We start from the raw sequence: 21,434 nt of genomic DNA on the forward strand, positions 1-21,434 counted from the left end.
TATGTCAACGTCCTTGACGTAGGAAGGGCCGGACGGAGGAGGGCCGGATCTCCAGCAGGGTGGGGACGAGCGCGCCGGTCGGTTCCCGGCTGCCGCTCTCCAGGGCGGCCATCAGCAGCTCGATGCCCTTCTCCGCGACGAGGGCGGGCTGGAGGCTGAGCGTGCTGACCGGGGGGTGGGTGTCGGCGGCGGAGGCGTCCTCGCTGGCGCGGACCAGCAGCAGGTCGTGCGGGACGGCCCGGCCGGCTCTCCGGCAGCCCAGCGGATCCGACAGCTTCGACATCGCGCTCGGCGTCTGCGAGCACCGAGACCGCCCCGGGCGCCGACGCCACCGCCCTGCTGCGGGACGGCCGCATCTCCGTCACCCCCGTCACCGCCGATCGCACCTATGGTGTCCGCACGGTTGACCCCCAGGAGCTCAACCGGCTCCGGCACTACATCGAGCACGAGGCCCCGCGCCCGTGACCCCAACGCGGGGCCCCGAGCCCGTGACCCCCAGCGGAAAGAGCAGAGCATGACCACCGCAGGACCGCAGGACCACCCGGTCGTCCCGACCCGCCAGGGCCCGGTGCGCGGCGAGCGCCGCGCCGGCGGCAGCGTCCGCTTCCTCGGCGTCCCGTACGCCCAGCCGCCCGTCGGCGACCTGCGGTTCGCCGCGCCCGTACCGCCCCGGCCGTGGACCGGGGTGCTGGACGCGACCGCCTACGGGCCGACCGCCCAGCGCCGCCCGTTCGGCGAGGTCACCACCATCCCCGAGCCGACCATCCCCGGCGGGTCCATCCTCAACCTCAACGTCTTCACCCCGGATCCCGCCCCGGCCGCCGGCCTGCCGGTGCTGGTCTGGATCCACGGCGGCGGCTTCGTCGCCGGCTGCTCCGCCAGCCCCTGGTACGACGGCGCGGCCTTCAACCGGGACGGCGTGGTCGTGGTCTCGATCGGCTACCGACTCGGCATCGAGGGCTTCCTGCACCTGCCGGACGCCCCCGACAACCGGGGCGTGCGGGACTGGATCGCCGCGCTGGAGTGGGTCCGCGACAACATCGCGTCCTTCGGCGGCGACCCGGCGAAGGTCACCGTCGCCGGGCAGTCGGCGGGCGGCGGCGCCGTCCAGACGCTGCTCGCGACCCCGGCCGCCCGGGGGCTGTTCCGCGCGGCGATCTCGGCCTCCGGCGCGGTGATGCGGCCGCAGGACCGCGCCTGCGCGGAGTCCGTCACCCAGCTGTTCGCCGACCGCACGGGGGTGCCCGCCACGGCGGCCGCCCTGCGGGACGCCACCGACGCGGAGCTGCTGGCCTTCCAGGACGCGCTGGACGCCCCCGGTGAGGGACGGGACGGGCTGCCTGCGCTGCTCCTCGCGCCCTTCGCCGATGGCGAGCTGGTCCCGGTGCCGGTGCAGGAGGCGCTGGCCGACGTGGACGTGCCGCTGCTGCTCGGCTTCACCGCGCACGAGTTCGCGGCCCCGGCGGAGCAGGGCGCTTCCCCGGCGGAGGCCGAACTGATCAGCCTGCTCGCCGAGTTGGGACTGGACGACAGCCGTGCCGCGCGCTTCCTCACCGAGCGCCCGGGAGCGGGCGGCGGCGAGGCGATCACCGACTGGCTGTTCCGCGCCCCCGCCCTGGCGGCCGCCGACGCCCGGTCCGAGGGCGAACGCCCCACCTGGCTCTACCAGTTCGACTGGTCGGGCACCGCTCCCGGTCGCACCGGGCAGGCCTACCACTGCATCGACCTGCCCTTCGCCTTCGACCTGCTGGACGCCGAGGGAGCCGAGGCGGCCCTCGGCGCCCACCCGCCGCAGGCGCTGGCCGACGCCGTCCACGGCGCCTGGGTCGCCTTCGTCCGCGACCTCGACCCGGGGGCGGCCTGGCCGTCGTACCGGGACGGGCGCGCCACCATGCGATGGGGTGTCGAACCCCGGGTGGAGCGCGACCCGTTGCGCGCCGTCCGGGAGATCTGGCTCCTCTGACGCGGGGAACCGGGGGAGTCTACGTGCGGCCCGGAGTTCGGGACCTGCCTCCCGCCCGGGCCGCCCGGTCTGCTGCTCGCCCTGATCGCGAGGAGAGGCCGGGGCCGGCACAGTCGACCGCCCCACCTGAGGCAACCGGAGCGGGACGGGCGCGGTCGTGTCTTCCCGGCCTCGGTCCACCGGCCCGTCGGCGCCTGCGCGTCGGCTCGGTCTTCTCCGTCGCCGCCGCGGTTCGGGAGTCACCCGCTCGGCCATGGGCGCGCTTATGACAACGGCATTGACCTGTGAAGGGCTTGCGGGTTGCATGGCCTGCCACCGGCCCGTTCGGCCGACCCCCCCACGAAGACGGCGGTGACCCGTTGGCAAACTTGCTCAACGACGCGGGCCCAGACCCGAGAACCCGGACCACCGGGACCACCCGGCCCGCACTGCGCAGGTCGCTGGGCGTCGGCGGCGCCGTGGCGCTCGCCGCATCGAGTACGGCGGCCACCAGCAGTATCGGCATCGGACTCGGTCTGATGGCAGGCATCGTCGGTCTGCACCTGCCGGCGATCATGGGACTGGCCTTCCTGCCCGTCCTCGCCATCGCGGGCGGCTACGGACGGCTCAACCGGGTCGACCCCGACGCCGGGAGCAGCTACCGGTGGGTGGGCGCGGCCCTCAACCCCTGGCTGGGCTTCCTGACCGGCTGGGTCAACATCCTCGGCACGGTCGTGTTCATGGCCTACACCACCACGGTGACCGGATCCGCGCTGATCCAGCTGCTCGGTGCGGCCGACGTGCACAGTGTCGCGGGCCTGTCCCTGAGCCCGGACTCCACCCTTCAGTGCACCGCCCTCGGCATGGTCGTGCTGATCGCGTCGGCGCTGGTCGCGGTGCGCGGGCTCGACCTCGCCGCCCGGCTGCAGAAGTACCTGCTGATCTTCGAGTACGTCGTGCTGCTCGGCTTCTGCGGATACGGCCTGTTCGCCGGCGACCAGCCCTTCTCGCTCGACTGGTTCAATCCGCTGGCCATCCCCTCGTTCCACGCCCTCGCCCAGGGCATGGTGCTCGCGGTGTTCTGCTACTGGGGCTTCGAGTCGGTCTTCAGCGTGGGCGAGGAGGTCCGCGACCCGCGCGACGCCTCGCGCGGCGGCTTCATCGCCCTCACCGTGATGATGCTGCTCTTCGTGCTCGCCGGCACCGCCTTCCAGCGCGTTCTCCCCATCGACGAGTTGGTCGGCAACGGGGCGCAGGGCCTGACGTACTTCGGTAACCGGCTCGCCGACCAGCCGCTCGCCGCACTGCCGCTGATCGCCCTGACCTTCTCGGCCATGGCCTCGCTGCAGGCCTCCGTCGTGCCCACCGCGCGCGGAATGTTCGCGATGGGGCGCGACGGCACCCTCGGACCCGTCTGGACGCGCCTGCACCCCCGCCACGGGACCCCCGCCGCGGGCACCCTGCTGGTCACGGCGATCGCCACCGCCCTCGCCCTGCTGTCGCTGGTCATTCCCACCGTCAGCTCGCTGATCTCCGCCACGGTCAACGCGATCGGCATCGTCGTCGCCCTCTACTACGCCCTGACCGCCGTCGCCGCCGCCGTCCGCTTCCGGTCCCTGCTGCGCACCTCGCCCGTCGAGGCGCTGCGGGCGGTCGTCGCCCCGCTGCTCGGCGCGGCCACCCTGCTCGGCGTCGGCGGATACCTCGCCTGGAGCTTCTACGACTCGGCCGACCACTTCGAACTCTCCGCGGAAAACGGCTGGTTCGAGCTGCTGATCCCGGTGCTGATGGTCGGCTCCGGCCTGCTGGCCGCCGCCTGGGCCCGCTGGCACCGCCGATCGCCGTACTTCACCGCCGGGTTCGGAGCGGGCAATGCCGACAGCCGGGCCGGTGCCGACAGCCGGGCCGGAGACGACGGCCCGCTCGCCGCCGACATCCCGGCCGGCAGCGGCAGTTCGGCCCGCACCGTCTGACGGACGCCGCGCGGTCCCGTCCGCGCGCTGCGCCGCCCTTTCCCACCGCGGTCCCCCCGAAGACCGCCGACCCCAGTTGGAGCACGTCCATGCACCAGGCAGACCTGGTATTCACCCACGGTCCCGTCCACACCGGGGACTCCGCCCGGACCCGGGCGAGCAGCCTCGCCGTGACCGGGGAGCGGATCACGGCCGTCGGCCACGACGAGGTACGGGAGCTGATCGGCCCGAAGACCGAAGTGATCGACCTGCGAGGCAAGTTGCTGCTCCCGGGCTTCCAGGACTCGCACATCCACGCCGTCTACGGCGGCGTGGAGCTCGCCCAGTGCGACCTCACCGGCACCACCGGTGTCGACGAGTACCTCCGGCGCGTCCGCGAGTTCGCCGATACCCACCCCGAGCGGGCGTGGATCACCGGCGGCGGCTGGTCGATGGAGAGCTTCGACGGCGGCCTGCCGACCCGGCAACTGCTCGACTCCGTGGTCCCCGACCGCCCGGTCTACCTGCTGAACCGCGACCACCACGGCGCCTGGGCCAACACCCGCGCGCTCGAACTCGCCGGTCTCACCCGGCAGAGCCCGGACCCGGCCGACGGCCGGATCGAGCGGGAGCAGGACGGCACGCCCAGCGGCGTCCTCCAGGAGGGCGCCACCGGCCTGGTCGCCCGGCTCGTCCCGCCGACGAGCGCGGCCGAACGGCTGGCCGGGCTGCTGCGGGCCCAGGCGCTGCTGCACTCGCTCGGCATCACCGGCTGGCAGGACGCCCTGCTCGGCGAGTTCAACGGCCAGCCCGACCCCTCGGACGCCTACCTCGCCGCCGCCCGGGACGGCTCCCTCACCGCCCGGGTCACCGGCGCCCTCTGGTGGGACCGCGATCGGGGCGCGGAGCAGATCCCGGAGCTGGTCGCCCGGCGGGCGGCGCTGCGCCACGGCCGCTTCCGGGCGGACTCGGTCAAGATCATGCAGGACGGCATCGCGGAGAACTTCACCGCGGCCCTGGGCAGCCCGTACCTGGACGCCTGCGGCTGCGCCACGGCCAACTCCGGTCTGAGCTTCGTCGATCCGGTGGCCTTGCGGTCCTACGTCACCGAGCTGGACGGGCTCGACTTCCAGGTGCACTTCCACGCGCTGGGCGACCGCGCGGTGCGCGAAGCACTGGACGCCGTCGAGGCCGCTCGGGCCGCCAACGGCCGCCGCGCGACCCGGCACCACCTCGCCCATCTGCAGGTGGTCCACCCCGACGACGTGCCACGCTTCGCCCGGCTCGGCGCGATCGCCAACATCCAGCCGCTGTGGGCCGCCCATGAGCCGCAGATGGACGAGCTGACCATCCCCTTCCTCGGTCCCGAACGCGCGGCCTGGCAGTACCCGTTCGGTTCCCTGCTGCGGGCCGGTGCCACGCTCGCGGCCGGCAGCGACTGGCCCGTCAGCAGCCCCGACCCGATCGCCGGCCTGCACGTCGCGGTCAACCGGATGGAGCCCGAAGCCACCGACGGCCGGGTCTTCCTTCCCGAGCAGCGCCTCGACCTGGCGAGCGCCATCGCCGCGTACACGGCGGGCTCGGCCCACGTCAGCGGCCTGGACGACACCGGGATTCTGCGGGTCGGCCGGCTGGCGGACCTGGTGGTGCTCGACCGCGACGTCTTCGCCGCGCCGGCGGAGGAGATCTGCGAGGCCAGGGTCCTCCGGACCTATACGGGGGGCGCGTTGGTGCACTCGGCCGAGTGAGGTCCGGCGTCCTGGCCGTGGCCCCTCGCCCGCCCCGTCCTCCGCACGTGACACGTGCGGAGGACGGCCCCGGCTGTCGCCGGTGCCCGACGCGTAGGGTGGATCCGCCTGATGACCGTCCGTCCCGTAGCAGGAGCTTCCATGAGTGAGACCGCCGTTCCCGATGCCGTGCTGCCGGTCGGGGTGATCGGCCTCGGCGACATCGCGCAGAAGGCCTACCTGCCGGTCCTCACCGCCCTGCCCGGACTGGACCTGCGGCTGATGACCCGGGACCGGGCCAAGCTCGACCGCCTCGGCGAGACCTACCGGATCGCCGCCGGGCACCGCTTCACCGACCTCGGTGAGCTGATCGGCTCCGGCATCCGGGCCGCCTTCGTGCACGCCGCCACCGACCAGCACGTCCCGATCGTCGAGCAGCTGCTCACCGCGGGCGTGGACGTCTACGTGGACAAGCCGCTCGACTACACCCTGGACGGCGCCCGCCGGCTGGTGGACCTCGCCGAGCGCACCGGCCGCTCGCTCATGGTGGGCTTCAACCGCCGCCACGCCCCGGGCTACCTGCTCGCCAAGGAGCGCCCGCGGGACCTGATCGTCCTGCAGAAGAACCGCGAGGGCCTGCCCGAGGCGGCCCGGTCCCTGGTCTTCGACGACTTCATCCACGTGGTGGACACCCTGCGGTTCCTGGTGCCCGGCGAGATCGAGCACGTGGACGTCCGCTCCCGCACCCGCAACGGTCTGGTGGAGCACGTCGTCCTCACCCTCGCCGGTGAGGGCTTCACGGCGCTGGGCATCATGAACCGCGTCTCGGGTTCGACCGAGGAGATCCTCCAGGTCTCCGGCGCGGATTCCAAGCGCGAGGTGGTCAACCTCGCCGAGGTGATCGACCACCGCGGCCAGCCCACCGTCCGCCGCCGTGGCGACTGGGTCCCGGTGGCCCGCCAACGCGGCATCGAGCAGGTGGTGCAGTCCTTCCTGGAGGCCCTCCGGGCCGGAAAGACCCTCACCGCCCGCGACGCGCTGCGCACCCACGAGCTGTGCGAGCTGATCGTCGAGCGGATCGAGTCCGCCTGACACCGGCGGCGGCCCGGCACCGCCGGGCCGCGACCCGCGCCGGGCGCCCCGGTACGAGCGAGGGGCGGGCGGCCTCGTCCGAGACCGCCCGCCCTGTTCACCCCGGTGAGGCTCAGCCGCCGCTCTTGCGGCGGAAGTTGCGCTTGCCGCCGGCCGCGCTGTGCGCACCGTGGATCTTGCCGTCGGCGCCCGGGCCGCCGCCCGCACCGTCCGTGCGGACGCCGTGCTTGCGCTCCAAGGCGGCGAGGAACTTCGCCTTGACGTCGTCCTGGGCGGGCGCGGCGGCCTCGCCGGCCGCGGGTGCCTCGGAAACGTCGGTTGCCGCTATGTCATGCGTATCGCTGCTCATGCAGGACCTCCTGGACGGGGTGGAGCCGGATCACGCGCTCACCGCACACAATGCCACGTCCCGAGGGGTGCGCCGGCCGCGCGGCCACCGGCCGGCCCCTCAGGTCCGTCGACGTGAGGGGCCCGGCCGGTGCGGCGGACCGGCAGATCATCAGCAGATCAGCAGGAAAGCGTCCCATTCCTGGCCGGTGTCGCCGGCACGGGCGTGGGCGTGCAGGGCGAGGGCCGCGCCCGCCGTCCCCTCCAGCAGGCCGGACGGCCCGTCGGCACCGAGCGCGGTGTCGAGCCCGGCCGCGACCGCGGCGGCGAGCGCGGGCAGGTGTGCGGCCAGCTCGGCGGATCCGAACTCCTCGGCCATGCGCTGCGCGATCCGCAGCAGGCCGCCGGTGCCGTGGCAGAGGCCGGGACCGTCGAGATTCCAGCCGGACGGGTCGCGCAGCGTGTCGGCCAGGGCCGCGACGGCGGTGGCCCGCCAGTCGGAGCGGCCCAGGGCGGTGCCCGCCAGGAAGAGCGCGCGGGCCGCACCGGGGGTTCCGTAGCACCAGGCCGCCCGGGTCGGCGGGTCGGCGGGCAGCCGGCCGGCCTCCTCGTCCTCGACGCGCACGGTCATCGGCCAGGAACCGCCGGTGCCGGGGTGGGCGGTGTCGGCGTGGGCGGTACCGGGGCCGCCGGTGCCGGGGCGGGTGGGGACCCGCCGGGCGGCGAGCCAGCCCGCCAGCGCCTCGATCGCCTCGTCCTGGCCGGGCACGCGTGCGCCGTGCAGCCGGGCCAGCGCCAGCAGCGCGAGCGGTCCCGGAACCCCGTGTGCCAGACCGAGGTTGAGATGGCCCCGGGGGTGCTCCGGATCCGCGCCGGGCAGCCCCGGTCCGCCGGCGGTCCACCAGCGCGGCAGCACGCCGTCGCCCGGCCCGGCCAGTTCGACCAGCGCGGTGAGCAGGTCGGCCAGCGCCGGTCCGTGCGGCTCCAGTGCGAGCAGCAGCCGGCCGAGGCCCGCCGCGCCCGAGACGGTGTCGAAGGTGTGCGCGCGCAGGCCCGCGCCGGCGGCCAGGTCGGCGCGGAGCCCCGCGGTGCGGCCGGCGGCGGCCTGCCGGACCCGGGGCACCAGCCCGTCGAGCAGCGTGCGGTACTCGTCGGGGCGCCGGGCCATGGTGCGGGCGGCGAAGGCGATCGCGGCGGCACCGGAGTAGAGCCCGCCGCCCCGCATCGCCCCGGGGGACCGCACGGCGGCGGCGAGGTGCCCGTGTGCGGCGCGGCGCAGCCCGGCGTCGTCCTCGCCCAGGACGGCGAGCGCGAGCGCGGCACCGCTGCGACCGGAGCCGAGCGCGTGCGCCGCGCCCTGCGGCGAGCCGCCGGGCCCGCCGTCGGCGGCCGGGCCGCCCGGCGGCTCGGCCGCGTCGGGCCTGCTGAGCAGCTCGGTCACCGCGCGCACGGTCTCCGTCGCATTCATCGTGCCTCCCTCGGGCTCGACCGGCGGGCCCGGTGGGCCTCGACGGCTCCTCTGGCCAGCGCGTAGGCCCGGCGCTCGGCCTCGCGGTCGATCCCGACCAGCCGGTTGTGGCCCATGTGCAGCAGCGAGGCCAGCACCGGGTCGACCGACGGCGGGTCCAACCGGGCCGCGTACCGCGCGAGTTCGGCCGCCCGCTGCTGCCAGGCCGCGAGCAGCGCGGGATCGGCGGGCAGCAGGCCTCCGGCCGGGGCGGTCGGCCCGTCGGGGCCGATCGCCCGCAACGCGGCCGCGCGCAGGGCCCGGAACGCCTGGTGGTGCTCGTGCGACTTCGGGTACACCGCGGCCAGCCACGCGCCGGCCGACGGTCCGCCGGGTGCGCCTGCCGGGGGCCGGGGTCCGGCTCCGGGACCACGTGACCCGGCGTCGGCGACGGTGTCGGTGTCGGCGGCAGGACGGTCCGCCGGCGGCCCACCGAGGCCGGCCAGGAAGGCCTGCGCGGTGCCGGCGATGTTCACGGCGGCCAGCAGCTCCCGGGAGAGCCCGCGTTCGGCCCGGGCCAGCCGCAGCGCGGCGAGCGCGACCAGACTGTCGGCGTGGAAGACCCGTTCGGCGTCCGCGAGCACCTCGGCGCCGCCGTAGCGGTCGGTCTCCGGGGCGTAGCTCTCCAGGCGCAGGTCGGCGGCGAGCCCGGCCCGGCGCAGTTCCAGCACCCAGTCGTGCAGCGCGGGCAGCAGGTCCCTGGCGAGGGCCTGCGGTGCGCCGTGGAAGCGCAGCCGCAGATGCGGTGCCGGGTCCTGGTAGCGGATGAAGAACCAGCGGTCCACCTCGCCCGGCAGCGTGCCGACCAGCCGGGGCAGGTGGTCGGCCAGGATCTCGTCCTGACGCGCCTCGGTGGCCACCAGCCGGGCGAACAGCCAGGAGCCGCCGGGCAGTTCGACGGTCCGGTGGTGCCGGGCGGGCAGCGGGCGGCGGGGCCGGGCCGCCGCCGGCGGGGTCGCCCTGCGGCGCAGCGGGACCACCAGCTCGGCGGTCCGCGCGCCGTCCGGCCCGCGCAGCCAGCCGCCGTCGCCGACGGGGGCGAGTTCCTCCTGGAGCACGGTGGGCCCGGCGGAGCGCGCCTGGCTGTGCAGCAGCTGCTGGTGCCACGGGAGGTCGAGGTCCAGGCTGATTCGCTGGTCGCCGCTGACCAGCCGGACGGCGGCCGGCACCCCCCAGCGGCGGCGCCAGCGGGCCAGCCCCTCGGCCCACTGCTCGAACGGGGCCGAGGCGGCGGGGACGGGCGCGGTCAGCCGCCAGGCGGCCGGGGCCAGCACCACCCGGCCCCGGCGGACCCGGGGCAGCGCCGGCGTGCTGCTCGCCGCGCCCCAGTCCCAGGGCTGCCAGGGCCGCTGCCCGGTCAGCGTCACCTCCTGAAGGAAGCGGGCCGCGTTGGGCGCGCCGCTGCGCAGGTTGAGCGCGTGATGGGTGGTGGCCCTGACCTCCCGGCCGAGGCGGCGGGAGTACACCGCGAGCCGCTCGGGATCGGCCAGCACGACCAGGTCGTCCAGCGGCAGCACGGCGGGGCCGCCCGGGTCGGCGAAGGCGCTGACCACCACCCGGTGGTCGAGCCAGCGCGGGGTCAGCGCGATGTTGGCGTGGCGCGGACGGTACGGGGTGAACTCCAGGTGCGCTTCGAGCGCGTCGTCGTCGCCGGCCCCGGCGGCCTCGGCCAGCAGCGCCGCACCGGCGAGGGCCGGGTCGTCCGCCGGCGCACCCGCACCCGGCGCACCCGCGACCAGGGTGGCGAAGCGGCCGAAGGTGGCCCCGGCGCGGTCGCTGCCGGCCACCGGGGAGAGCACGAGTCGGAAGTCCCCGGCGTCCAGCGCCTCGACGGAGTCCGCCGCCAGTTCGGCGTACAGCTCCAGGGAGGCGGGAGGGGTGTCGGCGGCGCCGTCCGTCCCGTCGCGCGGCGGCGTCAGCCGGGCCAGCAGGTCGTCGTCCAGGACCACTTCGGGCAGCAGGCCGTCCGGCCCCCGGTCGGCGAGGGCGCCCGCCGCCAGTTCGGCCAGCAGCCGGTCGCGGGCCGCGTCGGCGTCGGTACGGGCGCGGGACGGCTGCGGGTTGGCCGAGCCGCGCCCGCCGGCCGGGCGCCGGTAGCCGGCCGGCGGCCCCAGGCCGGTGTCGGGGTCGAGCAGTTCGGCCAGCGGGACGGGGCTGTCCGTCCCGTACCGCTCGATGAACTCCACGTGGTACGAGCGCAGATGCTCGGGTGCGGTGGTCGGCGGCGACAGCCGCCAGAGGACCGCGGCGGCCTGCTCCAGCTCGGTGCGGACCTGGTTCGGCAGGACCACCTCGGCGTCCAGCGCGAGGTCCGCGTGGAGCGGGCGGTCCGCCGGGGCGAGCCGGGTCATCCGGGCCCGGGCCTCGCGCAGCAGGCCGGTGGCCCGTCCGCGCGGCAGGGCGGCGGCTCGCGTCAGCACGTCCCGGACGGCGGCGAGTTCGGCGTGCACCGGGTGGCCGGCGGGCAGCCGGTCGAGGACATGGCCCAGCAGGTCGGTGCTGTCCGGCGGGGGCGTCAGGTCGGTGAGCAGGAAGCCCTGTCCGACCAGCGAGCGGACCAGCGCCGCGACCGCCTCGGCCGGGGCCGCCGGGAACTCGGCGGCCAGCGCGGCGAGCAGTTCGGCGTGCCGGACCGGTTCGGCGGCGGCCTCGACCGCGGCCCGGACCACGGCGGTGGCCCGGACGGTCCGCTCGGCGACCGGCTGCGCCTCGGCGCCGGCGCGGGGCCGGCCCTCGGGCAGGTAGGGCAGGACCAGCCGGTCACCGCGCAGGCGGGCCTGCTGGTCCACGGCCAGCCGCAGCCCGGGCAGCACCGCCGGGTCGGTCCGCAGCCGGTCCAGCAGGGGGAGCAGCCAGCCGAGGTCGGGCCGGAAGACGCGGCGGTCCGCCCCGTCCCAGCGGACCTTGGCCGCCGCGTCGAACCGGGCCGGTGCGACGGCGGCCATCAGTCCGAACGGGGTCGGCCGGGTGGCCATCCGCAGCCGGTAGCGGCTGACCGCCTCGGCCGCCCGGCGCAGGGCGGCGGGGCGGGGCGTGGCGCCGGCGGCGGTCTGGTCGAGCAGGTCGGCCAGGGAGGGGCTGGAGACCTCGATGGCCTCCCGCAGGGCCGGGTCGGCGACGGCCTCGGCGAGGAGGGCCCGCAGCGCGGCGCCGTCGGGCCCCGGCGTCGGCGAGTGTGCCGGGCCGGCCGGGTGCTCGGGGCCGGCCGGGACCGTGCGGCGCTGCGAGCGCGGCAGCGCCGGTGTCCGCAGCAGGACCGGGCCGGTCGCGGTGAAGGGTCCGTCCTGCCGCGTTCCGTGCGTCTCGCCCACCGTGCTCCTCGTGCCGCGTGCCGATGCCGTCACCGCCGTGGTGCGGGCGTGGGTCGCGCCCCTGACGGCGGGTCGGGTCGTGTCTATCCCGGAGATCGAAAGCTGTCTACTGTTGATCGAGGGCTGTCAATAGTTGGCTGAATTTGTCTATTCATCTGTGCGCAGTCATTGTCGGACCCATGCACGAGTGCCTAGCGTCCGCATCAGTTCGCCGCGGTCAGTCGCGGCACTGACGAAGGGAGGCCCCCATGGCCACCGACATGCAGGAGCTGTTCGACCTCGACGTGCAGGACCTGGTCTCGGCCGAGATCGGCGAGCAGGAGGAGGCTGTCATCAGCATCTCCTGTGAGGGGTCCTGCACCCGCCCGTACTGCATCTGATCCAGAGGCAGCACCGGTACCGGAGGGCGCGGTTGCCCGGACCGTTCATTCGGTCCGGGCGGCCGCGCCCTTGCGCGTCCAGGCAGGCCAGAGGGCACCGGCGGATCGCCGGTGCCCTCTGCCGTTCTGCTCTGCCGTTCCGCTCCGCCGTTCCCGGCCGTCCGCTCAGCCGCCGGCGGCCAGCGGTCCCCGGCCCGCCGCGGCCGGACCGTCGTCCGCCACCGGCCCGGGCAGCGGTCCCCGGGCCAGCCGCAGCAGTTCCTCCGGGGTCAGCCCGGCCAGCCGGGCGCGGCCCAGCCGGAGCACCTCGGCGGCCGTGGCCAGCAGCTCCGCCGTGGTCGCCGGGCGCTCCGGCAGTCCGTCCGCCCAGCCGCCGCCGGCCAGCCACTCGCCGACGGCGCCGCGCAGCTGTCCGGTGCCCACCTCCCGGACGGTGAACGAGAGGTGCACCGAGAGCCCCTGACGGCCCGTCGCGCTGTGCGGGGCACCACGCGGCACGTACAGCACCTCACCGGGCCGGAGCACCGTGCTGAGCGCCACCGCCCCGGGCTCCGGGGCCAGCCCCGGGCGCCAGCGCCCGTCGGCGGGGGACTCGTGGACCGTCCACTCCTTCTCCCCGGCGAGCTGCACGACCAGCACGTCCGCGTCGTCCCGGTGCACGTCCAGCCCGCGTTGGCCGGCACCCGTGGCGAAGCAGAACGCCTCGGTCCTGCGGCCCAGTTCGACCGCGATGTCGGCGGCCAGCGCGCGCACGGGCGCGTGCCACTGGTCCAGCTGCGGCAGCAGCAGCGAGGCGCCCTCGGCCAGCAGGGCGGCGATCCGGACCGGATCGGCGAAGCCGTCCTCCCGGCGCCCGGCCACCGTCCGGACCGTGCAGAACTCCGCGGCCGGGACGACCGCGCCGGCCTTGACCATCTCGACGTACGGCACCCGCAGCAGGCCGCCCCACAGCACGGCGTCCAACTCGCTCGGCCGGGGCAGCCCGGGCGGCCACTCGGCGGTGCGGAACACCTCCGGCCGGCGTTCCTCCAGCATCCTGGCGAAGGCCGCCGTGTCCCCCACCAGACCGGCCAGTACTCGTGTCATCGTCCATTCCCTCCATTCGGCGGCCCACCACCTGCTGACCGCTGGATAACCTACGGGTGAACACCGGGAATCGGTTCACCGACCGGTTCGCCGCCCGACCGGGACCGGTCGGCTTCACGCCACATCGGGACGGTCGGCGCGCACCACCCGCCGAACCCGCCCTCAGGACGGATCGCCGCCCCGACCGGGCGGCTGGCGGTCACGCCGTCGACGGCCACCGGCACCCCCGGCCGCCGGCCGGATCACGGTCCTCGCTGGTCAGCGCGGTCCGGAAGGGCGGACCTGGCCCGCTCCCGGCGCGGGCCCGCACCGGCCGCCGCCCCCGGCACCACCCCCGACCGGCCGGCCGGCGCCGGCGCCGCCCCGAACGCACGCTCCGGTCGATCCGGGCACGCGTGGGGAACATCACATCCGCGGGGACCGGCCTTGGCGTGGACCGGGTGGTCCACCGGTTGCCGGGAGGAACGGCCGGCCGCGACGGCCCGGCGCGGCCTGAGCGGAGTCGGCGGCGGAGTCGGCGGGAGACCTCGGAGGGGTGACGACGGGTCCTGCCTGCGGGGGGTTCACGCAGGACCCGTTGGCTCATGGCTGGGTACCGTCCACCGGCGTGGCGAGCCGGTAGCGGCCGGCGTCGCGCTGAAGGGCCCCGGCGTCGACGAGGCTGCGCCGCAGGGAGACGGCATCCGGCGCGCCGTCCGCGCACCACGGCTCCAGCCGGTCGGTCACCGTGCGCTCGTCGTACTCCTCCGCGCGCTCGAAGGCCGTCTCCGCCACGTGCCGCAGCACCGCAGGGCGGGCCTCGTCGCCCTCCTCCGGCAGCCTGACCAGGACATCGCCGCGCACGAAGCCGCGCAGGCGCGGGTCGGGCTGCTCGGCGGCGGCCTGCTCCTCCTGCCGGGCCGCCGCGGTCGCGGCCGCCGTGGCGAGGGCGTCGCCGTCCAGGGTGAGCCGGCCGCGCCCCTGGGTGAGCACTCCGGCCCGGACGAGCTGCCCGATGGCCTTGGCGGCCTCCGGAGTGGCGAGCCCCGAGGCGCCGAGGATCTCCGAGGAGGTCTCCGAGCCCAGGGCGACCGCGGCGAACACGCGCCGCAGGGTGGGGTCGGACAGGACAAGGGTGAGTTCTTCAGGTGTCATCAGTCTGTTCGCTTCCTGCTGCCGGGTGCCGGCGGCCTGGACGGCCCGGCACCCGGCGGCCGGATCAGCGTCCCTTCCGCTTGATCTTGATGCTGTCGAGGTCGGTCGACCTCGATTTGAGGTCGCGGAAGCCGGCCCCCAGCCTGCGGACGGCCTCGGCGGTGAGCTTCTCCGCCTTCTCCAGGACGGTCTCGGGCTTGTCCTCGGGGGTGGCCGGGACGAGGACGCGGAAGGTGAACGTCAGCAGGGCCCGGTCGTAGGTGACGGTGCCCTCCTCGGTGAACCTGGCCTTCATCAGGTCGTGTTCGTCGGCCTGGGCGAGCAGGGCGGCGCGCTGCTCGTCGTCGAGCGGGGCGAACTTGCCCTGGGTGATGACCTGGTAGGTCTTTCGGCTCATGAGCGCGGATCTCCAGACAGGGATTCGAGCGGCACCCGGCGCCACGGCGGTCGCCGGTGGCGTGAACCAATCGGGCGCTGCCGGGCGGAAGTTGGGGCGGTGGCGGCAGTCGGGCTGCCGTGGATCACGCCTCGGCCGGTCGGTGGGGCCGGTGCGGCAGCAGGAACAGCAGACAGGTGACCACGGCCAGACCGCCGGCCGCCCAGTACAGCGCCTCGCTGTAGGTGGCGACGAAGGTCCTGGCACGGATCTCGTCGAGCGCGCCGCCGATCGCGTCCTGGCTGCCCCGGTCGCTGGTCGCGGCGAGCGCGGTGCAACTGGCCGGAACCGCCGTGAGGTCGTCCTGGCCGAGCGAGTCGGTCGCGCAGGCCCGGATGCCGTCGGCCTGCTGGACGGAGACCGCCTGGACGGTCGGCACGACGCGGTCGGCCTGCGCCCCGACGTTGCCCGCCAGGGCGGAGAAGAAGATCCCGCCGATGACGGCGACACCCAGCGCGGCGCCGAGCTGGCCGGTGGCGTTGATGATGCCGGACGCGGCGCCCGCCTCCTGCGGCTTGACCTCACGGAGGATCAGGCCGGTGAGCGGGGCCATCAGCAGGCCCATGCCCGAGCCGAGCAGCAGCATGGACGGCGCGGCGTGCCAGGAGGTGATGCCCGTGCCCAGATGCTGCGCCACCCAGGCGTACGAGGCGACGCCGGCCGTCATCATCAGCGAGCCGGCCATCAGGCAGTACCGCCCGTACCGGGGGAACAGCGTGCGCACGGCGATGGTGCCGACGATCGGGACGCCGAGCGAGAACGGGATCGCGGTCAGGCCGGTGTGCAGCGCGGACCAGCCGAGGCCGCCCTGCAGATACAGCGTCCAGCTGAGGAAGAACCCCGCCGGTACGCAGCTGAAGAGCAGCTGGGTGCCGATGCCGGCGCCGAACGCGCGGACCTTGAACAGCGAGAGGACGACCAGCGGCGAGCCGTCCTTGCGGGTCTTGTGGCGCTCGTAGCAGACGAACAGCACGATGACCGGAACGGCGGCGACGAGCGAGACGACGCTCCACACGGGCCAGTCGAGCTCGCGCCCGAGCATGAGCGGCAGCATCAGCAGCAGCAGCCCGATGATCGCCAGCACCATGCCGACGGGATCCAGCCGCATCGCGTGCGGTGACTTCGATTCGCGCATCCACGCCCAGGCGCCGGCCAGCGCGGCCAGGCCGACCGGGAGGTTGACCACGAAGATGCTCCGCCAGCCGAGGCCCAGCGGGCTCCAGTCGACCAGGACACCGCCCAGGATCGGGCCGGCGACGATGGCCAGGCCGATCATGCCGGCGTAGAGGCTGACGACCCGGCCGATCTCCTGGGGCGCGAAGGTGACGTGGATGATCGCCAGCACCTGCGGCACCATGATCGCGGCGGCGAACCCCTGCAGGATCCGGGAGCCGACGAGCATCTCCGAGTTCTGGGCGACCGTGCACAGCGCGGACGCCGCGATGAACCCGGCGACGCCGGTCAGGAACATCCGCTTCCGGCCGAAGATGTCACCGAGCCGCCCGCCGGTGATCAGGATGACGGCGAAGCTCAGCGTGTAGCCGGCGGTCATCGCCTGGAGGGCCACGGCGGAGGCGCCGAGGTCCTGCTGGATGCTCGGGATCGCCACGGTGACGATGTTGACGTCGAGCAGGTCCATGAAGGTCGCGACCAGCAGGACGGTGAGCGCGAGCCACCGCCTGGGGTCGGGCGCGGGAGCGTCGGGTGAGACGGGTCGGCCGGTCTGGACCGGGCGCTCCGCTTGCCCTGCCTCGCTCATGGGTCTTCTCCGGTTTCCTGGTCGGTCGGGAGGCGGCCGGGTGCGGCCGGACCTCGGACGGGTGCGTCGGGCGCCCCGGTCACGGTGCCGGGGTGGAGTCCGGGGTGGAGTCCGGGGCGGCGGTCGCGGCGTTCCGGGCGAGGGAGGTCCACGACCGCATCAGGAGGTCCACCACGTCGACGACCGTGTCGGTACCGGTGTCGGCGGGGGAGAGCACGCGCTGGATGGACAGTCCGTCGTCCAGGGAGTGCAGGATGAGGGCCAGGAGTTCGACCGGCGCGGGCGGCGTCACCGAGCGGGCCGCGAAGCCCTGCTCCAGCGCCTGGGCGAACGCCGCGCGGGAGCGCCGCTCCCGGTCCGCCAGCACCGGCAGCAGCTTCGGGTCGCGCAGGCCGTAGAGCCAGAGCTCGGTGCGCAGGGCGAGCCAGCCGGCGAGGTTCCGGTCGCGCTCGCGGTGCCAGGCCCGCAGGTGCTCGATCGTCTCGTCGAAGGAGTCGGCCCGGAGGGTCATGGCCTGGACCTCCTCCAGCTCGTGCTGGGTCCGCTGTTCGAGCAGGGCCAGGACGAGTTCGTGCTTGCCCTCGAAGTTGCCGTAGAACGCGCCGCGGGTGTAGCCGGCGCGCTCGACGATCTGCTCGACCGACGTCCCGCTGACCCCGACCTCGGCGAACAATTCGGTTGCGGCACACAGGAGCTGATCGCGGGTGAGTTCCCGGCTCTCCTGCCGGGTGAGTCGTTTGGACATGGTGGGCGCCTCCTCTTACGGCCTGTCAGATACAGAACCGTATCTCAATACAGAGCTGTATCTGAAACGTATTTCCCCGGTGGCCGACCACCTCCCGGGCGACCGGTCATACCGGCCATCCGCCCGAACGAGCGTGCCCACGCCCCTCCGCTTCGACTTCCCGCCGTGGTCCGTGCGCTCCCCGGACTGTCAACGAGGACCCGAAGAGGTTGCGCGGAGCGGGCAGTTGTCGATCGACGTCCCGTCATGCGCCTGCCCGTCCGACCTCCCGACGGCACGCTGTGCCTGCTACGCTGGACGTGACCTGTAGTCGTGTGATCGAGGAGTGGCAGACGTGGCGGGTGACGACGACATCTCCGGGTGAGATCCGGATCTGACGGCCACCGCCGGTGCTTCAGGAGCGCCGCCGAGGTGGTCCGTTTCGTCGTACCCCTTTCCCATGTCTGCCCGGGGCAGAAGTTCACGCCTGCCCTCAGTCCCTTCGAGGTCACTTCCATGTCCGACGCTGCCGTCGTCTGCTCGAACGTCTCCTTCGCCTGGCCCGACGACACCCCGGTCTTCCGCGACCTGTCCTTCACCGTGCCCGTCGGCCGGACCGGGCTGGTCGCCCCCAACGGCTCCGGCAAGAGCACCCTGCTCAAGCTGATCGCCGGCGAACTCAAGCCCGCCAGCGGCTCGTTGGCGGTCACCGGCAGGCTCGGTCACCTCCGCCAGAGCCTCCCCCTGACCACGGACCTCACCGTCGCCGAGGTGCTCGACATCGCCGGGATCGTCCGGGCCATCGACGCCGTGGAGTCGGGGGACGTCGACGAGCGGCACTTCACCACCATCGGCGACGACTGGGACATCGAGGAGCGCACCCGGGCCCAGCTCGACCGTCTCGGCCTGGCCGGCCTCGCCCTGGACCGCAGCCTGAGCACGCTCAGCGGCGGCCAGATCGTCTCCCTCGGCCTCGCCGCCCAACTGCTCAAGCGCCCGGACGTGTTGCTGCTCGACGAGCCGACCAACAACCTCGACGCGGAGGCCCGGCACAAGCTCTACGACGCGCTGGCGGACTTCAACGGCTGCCTGCTGCTGGTCAGCCACGACCGCGCGCTGCTCGACCGCATGCACCACATCGCCGAACTCGGCAACGGCGAACTGCGCTTCCACGGAGGAAACTTCACCATGTACGAGGAGGCGGTGCGGGCCGAACAGGAGGTCGCCGAGAAGAACGTCCGCAACGCCGAGCAGGAACTGAGGCGGGAGAAGCGGGAGATGCAGCAGGCCCGCGAACGCGCCGAGCGCCGCGCGAGCAACGCCGCCCGCAACCTCAAGAACGCCGGCCTGCCCCGCATCTTCGCCGGCACCATGAAGCGCGGCGCGCAGGAGTCCGCGGGCCGGGCCGGCCAGATGCACGCCACCCGGGTCGGCGACGCCAGGGCCCGGCTCGACGAGGCCGGGCGCGCCCTGCGCGAGGAGCAGCGCCTCGCCCTGGACCTGCCCGACACCCAGGTGCCCGCCGGGCGCAACCTCTTCCTCGGCGAGGGCCTGCAGGTCCGCCACGCCGGCCGACCCGTGTTCGCCGACGGCGGCGTCGACCTGAGCATCCGCGGGCCCGAGCGCATCGCGCTGACCGGGCCCAACGGCGCCGGGAAGAGCACCCTGCTGCGTCTGGTCACCGGCGACCTCACCCCGGACGGCGGGGAGATCAAGCGCAACGACGGCCGGATCGCCCACCTCTCGCAGCGCCTGGACCTGCTGGACCTCGACCGCACCGTGGCGGAGAACTTCGCCGCGTTCGCCCCCGAGCGGCCCGAGGCGGAGCGGATGAACCTGCTCGCCCGCTTCCTCTTCCGCGGCGCCCGGGCCCACCTGCCGGTCGGGGTGCTCTCCGGCGGCGAACGGCTGCGCGCCACCCTGGCCTGCGTGCTGTGCGCGGAGCCGGCCCCGCACCTGCTGCTGCTCGACGAGCCGACCAACAACCTCGACCTGGTCGGCGCGGGCCAGCTGGAGAGTGCCCTGAACTCCTACCGGGGCGCCTTCCTGGTGGTCAGTCACGACGAGCGGTTCCTCGCCGAGATCGGGGTCAACCGCTGGCTGCGGCTGGCCGACGGGACACTGAAGGAGACGGGAGCCCCCGCGGTGTGAGCCGCCGGCGTGTGACGCGGCCGGCCGGCACGAAGTCGCGGTGGTTCGGCGGTGAAGCCGGTGGACGTGGCACCTCGGGCGGACGCGCGAACTGACGAAATCGGGGACCTCGGGGCCGCCGGGAACGGTGTCGTACGCGGCTTCGCCGGGCCCGCGGCCGCGATCCGGCGGCCGTGCGCGACCTCGGGGCCGACCGACTCCGGACAGGCGCTCACGCACCCGCCCACGCCTTCGGCAAACATGTCCTGACCTGGTGTTTTCCTGGGATTCGCCTAGGCTGGGGGAGTTCTGCCGGACACCGTCGGAGGGGATATCGTGAGTGACGAAGCCATCAGGTACGACGCCAGCCACATCCAGGTGCTGGAGGGGACGGAAGCCGTTCGGAAGCGGCCCGGAATGTACGTCGGCTCGACCGGTGAACGCGGCCTGTGGCATCTGGTGTTCGAGGTCGCCGACCGGGCGGTGAACGAGGTCCTGGCCGGCCGCGCCGGCTGCGTCGACATCACTCTCACACCCGACGGCGGTGTGCGTGTCACCGACGACGGGCCGGGCGTCCCCATCGAGGACGCCCGGGACGTCGGCGACCCCGGCCTCGTAACCCTGCTGACCCGCATGCACGCCGGGGCGAAGCCCGGTGGCCGCCACGACGTGGCGTTCGGCTACGGCATGGGCCCCTTCGTCACCAACGCCCTGTCGAGCAGGCTGACGGCCGAGGTGCGGCGCGAGGGGATCCGCTGGGTCCAGGAGTACTCACGCGGCGTCGCGCTCACCCCACCCACTCATGCGGGGCCGGCGACCGGAAGCGGGACCACCATCGCCTTCTGGCCCGACGCCGACATCTTCGGGACGGCGGAGTGCTCGTTCGACGGGCTGGCGGAGCGCTTCAGGGAACTGGCCTTCCTGAACCGGGACCTGGACATCTCGCTGACCGACGAGCGCCGCCCGGTCGAGTCCCGCTCGGTGCGGTTCCGGTTCCCGGGCGGGGCACGGGACTTCGTCGCCTTCCTCGACGAGCAGGCGGGGGCACCCGTTCACCCGCACGTCATCGACTTCGGACGGGAGGATCCGCGGATGGCCGGGACGGTGGAGGTGGCCTTGCGATGGACCCGCTCCCGAGAGGAGCGGGTCCGGAGCTTCGCCAACTGCCGGCCCACCCCCGGCGGCGGCATGCACGAGGCGGGCTTCCGCGACGGGGTCGCGGCCGCGGTCAACGCGTACGCGCGCGAGCGGCGTCTGCTGACAGCGGCGGACCCCGATCTCAGCACGGACCGGATCGGCGAGGGCCTGACGGCGGTCGTGTCGGTGAAGCTGGACCATCCCGAGTTCGAGGGCGCCATCCGTGACCGGCTGGGCAGCGTCGCAGCGCGCGCCTGCGTCGGACAGGCCGTGCAAGAACACCTTGGCAGCTGGCTGGAGGGGCACCCGGAACAGGCCGCAGCCGTCATCGACCGGATCGTCCGGGCCGCCCGCCGGGACTGACCGGCAACAGAACGCCCTGCCGATTCCGGAAACGGGCCGGCAGGGCCGTCGGCAGCACGCGGGTGCTCGACCAGGGATCAGAAGCCGTGCAGCCGGTCCAATCCGTCCAGATTTCCGTGGTCGGGTAGCCGGGTCACGCTGCCGTGACCCGGCTACCCGACCGCACCAGGAAACAACCGGCTGAGGTCACCCCCGCCACAGAGCAGACGGCGGTTTCGGTCCTCGTGGCCAAGTGCCAACTGTCGTGTCACGGCTCATGACGCCACACTCCGCGTCACCTCAGGGCGACAGATGCCCTGCTGACGCGGCAGTTGGCATGCTGGGTCACAGCCGCTCAGTGTTGTCCGCCGGTGCCGTGGCCAATCACTGGCGGCGGTCACAGTCAACTGTGACCGGATGGCTGCGTCGATCTGCTGTGCCAGGTGCC

Annotated in this window: 16 protein-coding genes; 7 read left to right on the forward strand and 9 right to left on the reverse strand. The window is 74.4% G+C overall.

Annotated elements, in window-relative coordinates:
- Positions 1 to 4: 4 nt before the first annotated feature.
- Positions 5 to 283 carry a substrate-binding domain-containing protein gene (locus tag AB0P06_RS26645; RefSeq protein ID WP_363611538.1) on the reverse strand — a complete coding sequence of 93 codons (279 nt, stop codon included), beginning with the start codon at positions 281 to 283 and terminating at the stop codon, positions 5 to 7.
- Positions 284 to 514: 231 nt separating this feature from the next.
- Between AB0P06_RS26645 and AB0P06_RS26650 the strand changes: the two genes are divergently transcribed.
- From AB0P06_RS26650 to AB0P06_RS26665, 4 genes are all read left to right on the forward strand, one after another.
- On the forward strand, positions 515 to 1,963 hold the full coding sequence (locus AB0P06_RS26650) for a carboxylesterase family protein (protein WP_363611540.1): 1,449 nt from the start codon (positions 515 to 517) through the stop codon (positions 1,961 to 1,963).
- Between the two features lie 368 nt (positions 1,964 to 2,331).
- Positions 2,332 to 3,915: an APC family permease gene (locus AB0P06_RS26655; protein WP_363611576.1), complete on the forward strand. Its 1,584-nt coding sequence runs from the start codon at positions 2,332 to 2,334 to the stop codon at positions 3,913 to 3,915.
- A gap of 89 nt (positions 3,916 to 4,004) precedes the next feature.
- A complete protein-coding gene (locus AB0P06_RS26660) occupies positions 4,005 to 5,642 on the forward strand; it encodes an amidohydrolase (RefSeq protein ID WP_363611542.1) in 1,638 nt (545 codons plus the stop codon).
- 171 nt (positions 5,643 to 5,813) lie between these two features.
- Positions 5,814 to 6,713: a Gfo/Idh/MocA family oxidoreductase gene (locus tag AB0P06_RS26665; RefSeq protein ID WP_363611577.1), complete on the forward strand. Its 900-nt coding sequence runs from the start codon at positions 5,814 to 5,816 to the stop codon at positions 6,711 to 6,713.
- A 112-nt stretch (positions 6,714 to 6,825) separates the two neighbouring features.
- Here the strand turns inward: AB0P06_RS26665 and AB0P06_RS26670 are convergent, their stop codons facing one another.
- The 3 genes from AB0P06_RS26670 to AB0P06_RS26680 form a co-directional block, all read right to left on the reverse strand.
- On the reverse strand, positions 6,826 to 7,062 hold the full coding sequence (locus tag AB0P06_RS26670) for a DUF5302 domain-containing protein (RefSeq protein WP_363611544.1): 237 nt from the start codon (positions 7,060 to 7,062) through the stop codon (positions 6,826 to 6,828).
- Between the two features lie 150 nt (positions 7,063 to 7,212).
- Positions 7,213 to 8,508 (reverse strand): lanthionine synthetase LanC family protein, encoded by a 1,296-nt coding sequence (locus AB0P06_RS26675; protein WP_363611546.1) that lies wholly within the window; start codon positions 8,506 to 8,508, stop codon positions 7,213 to 7,215.
- Positions 8,505 to 11,858, reverse strand: a complete 3,354-nt coding sequence (locus AB0P06_RS26680; protein WP_363611548.1) for a lantibiotic dehydratase — start codon at positions 11,856 to 11,858, stop codon at positions 8,505 to 8,507. The genes AB0P06_RS26675 and AB0P06_RS26680 overlap by 4 nt, the downstream gene beginning before the upstream one ends.
- Before the next feature lie 248 nt (positions 11,859 to 12,106).
- Between AB0P06_RS26680 and AB0P06_RS26685 the strand changes: the two genes are divergently transcribed.
- Positions 12,107 to 12,238: a hypothetical protein gene (locus tag AB0P06_RS26685; protein WP_363611550.1), complete on the forward strand. Its 132-nt coding sequence runs from the start codon at positions 12,107 to 12,109 to the stop codon at positions 12,236 to 12,238.
- A 165-nt stretch (positions 12,239 to 12,403) separates the two neighbouring features.
- On the opposite strand, the gene AB0P06_RS26690 is transcribed toward AB0P06_RS26685, so the two are convergent.
- The 5 genes from AB0P06_RS26690 to AB0P06_RS26710 all read right to left on the reverse strand — a co-directional run bounded on the left by AB0P06_RS26690 (position 12,404) and on the right by AB0P06_RS26710 (position 17,398).
- Positions 12,404 to 13,324: a cupin domain-containing protein gene (locus AB0P06_RS26690; protein ID WP_363611552.1), complete on the reverse strand. Its 921-nt coding sequence runs from the start codon at positions 13,322 to 13,324 to the stop codon at positions 12,404 to 12,406.
- 582 nt (positions 13,325 to 13,906) lie between these two features.
- Positions 13,907 to 14,458, reverse strand: a complete 552-nt coding sequence (locus AB0P06_RS26695) for a DUF2087 domain-containing protein (RefSeq protein ID WP_363611554.1) — start codon at positions 14,456 to 14,458, stop codon at positions 13,907 to 13,909.
- Between the two features lie 64 nt (positions 14,459 to 14,522).
- Positions 14,523 to 14,855 carry a DUF6204 family protein gene (locus AB0P06_RS26700; RefSeq protein WP_363611556.1) on the reverse strand — a complete coding sequence of 111 codons (333 nt, stop codon included), beginning with the start codon at positions 14,853 to 14,855 and terminating at the stop codon, positions 14,523 to 14,525.
- Between the two features lie 124 nt (positions 14,856 to 14,979).
- A complete protein-coding gene (locus AB0P06_RS26705; protein WP_363611558.1) occupies positions 14,980 to 16,653 on the reverse strand; it encodes an MFS transporter in 1,674 nt (557 codons plus the stop codon).
- A 79-nt stretch (positions 16,654 to 16,732) separates the two neighbouring features.
- Positions 16,733 to 17,398 carry a TetR/AcrR family transcriptional regulator gene (locus tag AB0P06_RS26710; protein WP_363611560.1) on the reverse strand — a complete coding sequence of 222 codons (666 nt, stop codon included), beginning with the start codon at positions 17,396 to 17,398 and terminating at the stop codon, positions 16,733 to 16,735.
- 495 nt (positions 17,399 to 17,893) lie between these two features.
- Between AB0P06_RS26710 and AB0P06_RS26715 the strand changes: the two genes are divergently transcribed.
- Positions 17,894 to 19,528 (forward strand): ABC-F family ATP-binding cassette domain-containing protein, encoded by a 1,635-nt coding sequence (locus AB0P06_RS26715; protein ID WP_363611562.1) that lies wholly within the window; start codon positions 17,894 to 17,896, stop codon positions 19,526 to 19,528.
- Between the two features lie 315 nt (positions 19,529 to 19,843).
- Positions 19,844 to 21,007, forward strand: a complete 1,164-nt coding sequence (locus AB0P06_RS26720; RefSeq protein ID WP_363611564.1) for an ATP-binding protein — start codon at positions 19,844 to 19,846, stop codon at positions 21,005 to 21,007.
- Positions 21,008 to 21,434: the final 427 nt, after the last annotated feature.

The sequence above is a fragment of the Kitasatospora sp. NPDC088351 genome (assembly GCF_040685575.1).
Taxonomy (GTDB): domain Bacteria; phylum Actinomycetota; class Actinomycetes; order Streptomycetales; family Streptomycetaceae; genus Kitasatospora.

What these genes read in the sequence shown, in the direction of transcription:
- AB0P06_RS26645 (WP_363611538.1), bottom strand. Translation starts at nt 283, where the DNA reads ATGTCGAAGCTGTCGGATCCGCTGGGCTGCCGGAGAGCCGGCCGGGCC.
- AB0P06_RS26650 (WP_363611540.1), top strand. Translation starts at nt 515, where the DNA reads ATGACCACCGCAGGACCGCAGGACCACCCGGTCGTCCCGACCCGCCAG.
- AB0P06_RS26660 (WP_363611542.1), top strand. Translation starts at nt 4,005, where the DNA reads ATGCACCAGGCAGACCTGGTATTCACCCACGGTCCCGTCCACACCGGG.
- AB0P06_RS26670 (WP_363611544.1), bottom strand. Translation starts at nt 7,062, where the DNA reads ATGAGCAGCGATACGCATGACATAGCGGCAACCGACGTTTCCGAGGCA.
- AB0P06_RS26675 (WP_363611546.1), bottom strand. Translation starts at nt 8,508, where the DNA reads ATGAATGCGACGGAGACCGTGCGCGCGGTGACCGAGCTGCTCAGCAGG.
- AB0P06_RS26685 (WP_363611550.1), top strand. Translation starts at nt 12,107, where the DNA reads ATGGCCACCGACATGCAGGAGCTGTTCGACCTCGACGTGCAGGACCTG.
- AB0P06_RS26690 (WP_363611552.1), bottom strand. Translation starts at nt 13,324, where the DNA reads ATGACACGAGTACTGGCCGGTCTGGTGGGGGACACGGCGGCCTTCGCC.
- AB0P06_RS26695 (WP_363611554.1), bottom strand. Translation starts at nt 14,458, where the DNA reads ATGACACCTGAAGAACTCACCCTTGTCCTGTCCGACCCCACCCTGCGG.
- AB0P06_RS26700 (WP_363611556.1), bottom strand. Translation starts at nt 14,855, where the DNA reads ATGAGCCGAAAGACCTACCAGGTCATCACCCAGGGCAAGTTCGCCCCG.
- AB0P06_RS26705 (WP_363611558.1), bottom strand. Translation starts at nt 16,653, where the DNA reads ATGAGCGAGGCAGGGCAAGCGGAGCGCCCGGTCCAGACCGGCCGACCC.
- AB0P06_RS26710 (WP_363611560.1), bottom strand. Translation starts at nt 17,398, where the DNA reads ATGTCCAAACGACTCACCCGGCAGGAGAGCCGGGAACTCACCCGCGAT.
- AB0P06_RS26715 (WP_363611562.1), top strand. Translation starts at nt 17,894, where the DNA reads ATGTCCGACGCTGCCGTCGTCTGCTCGAACGTCTCCTTCGCCTGGCCC.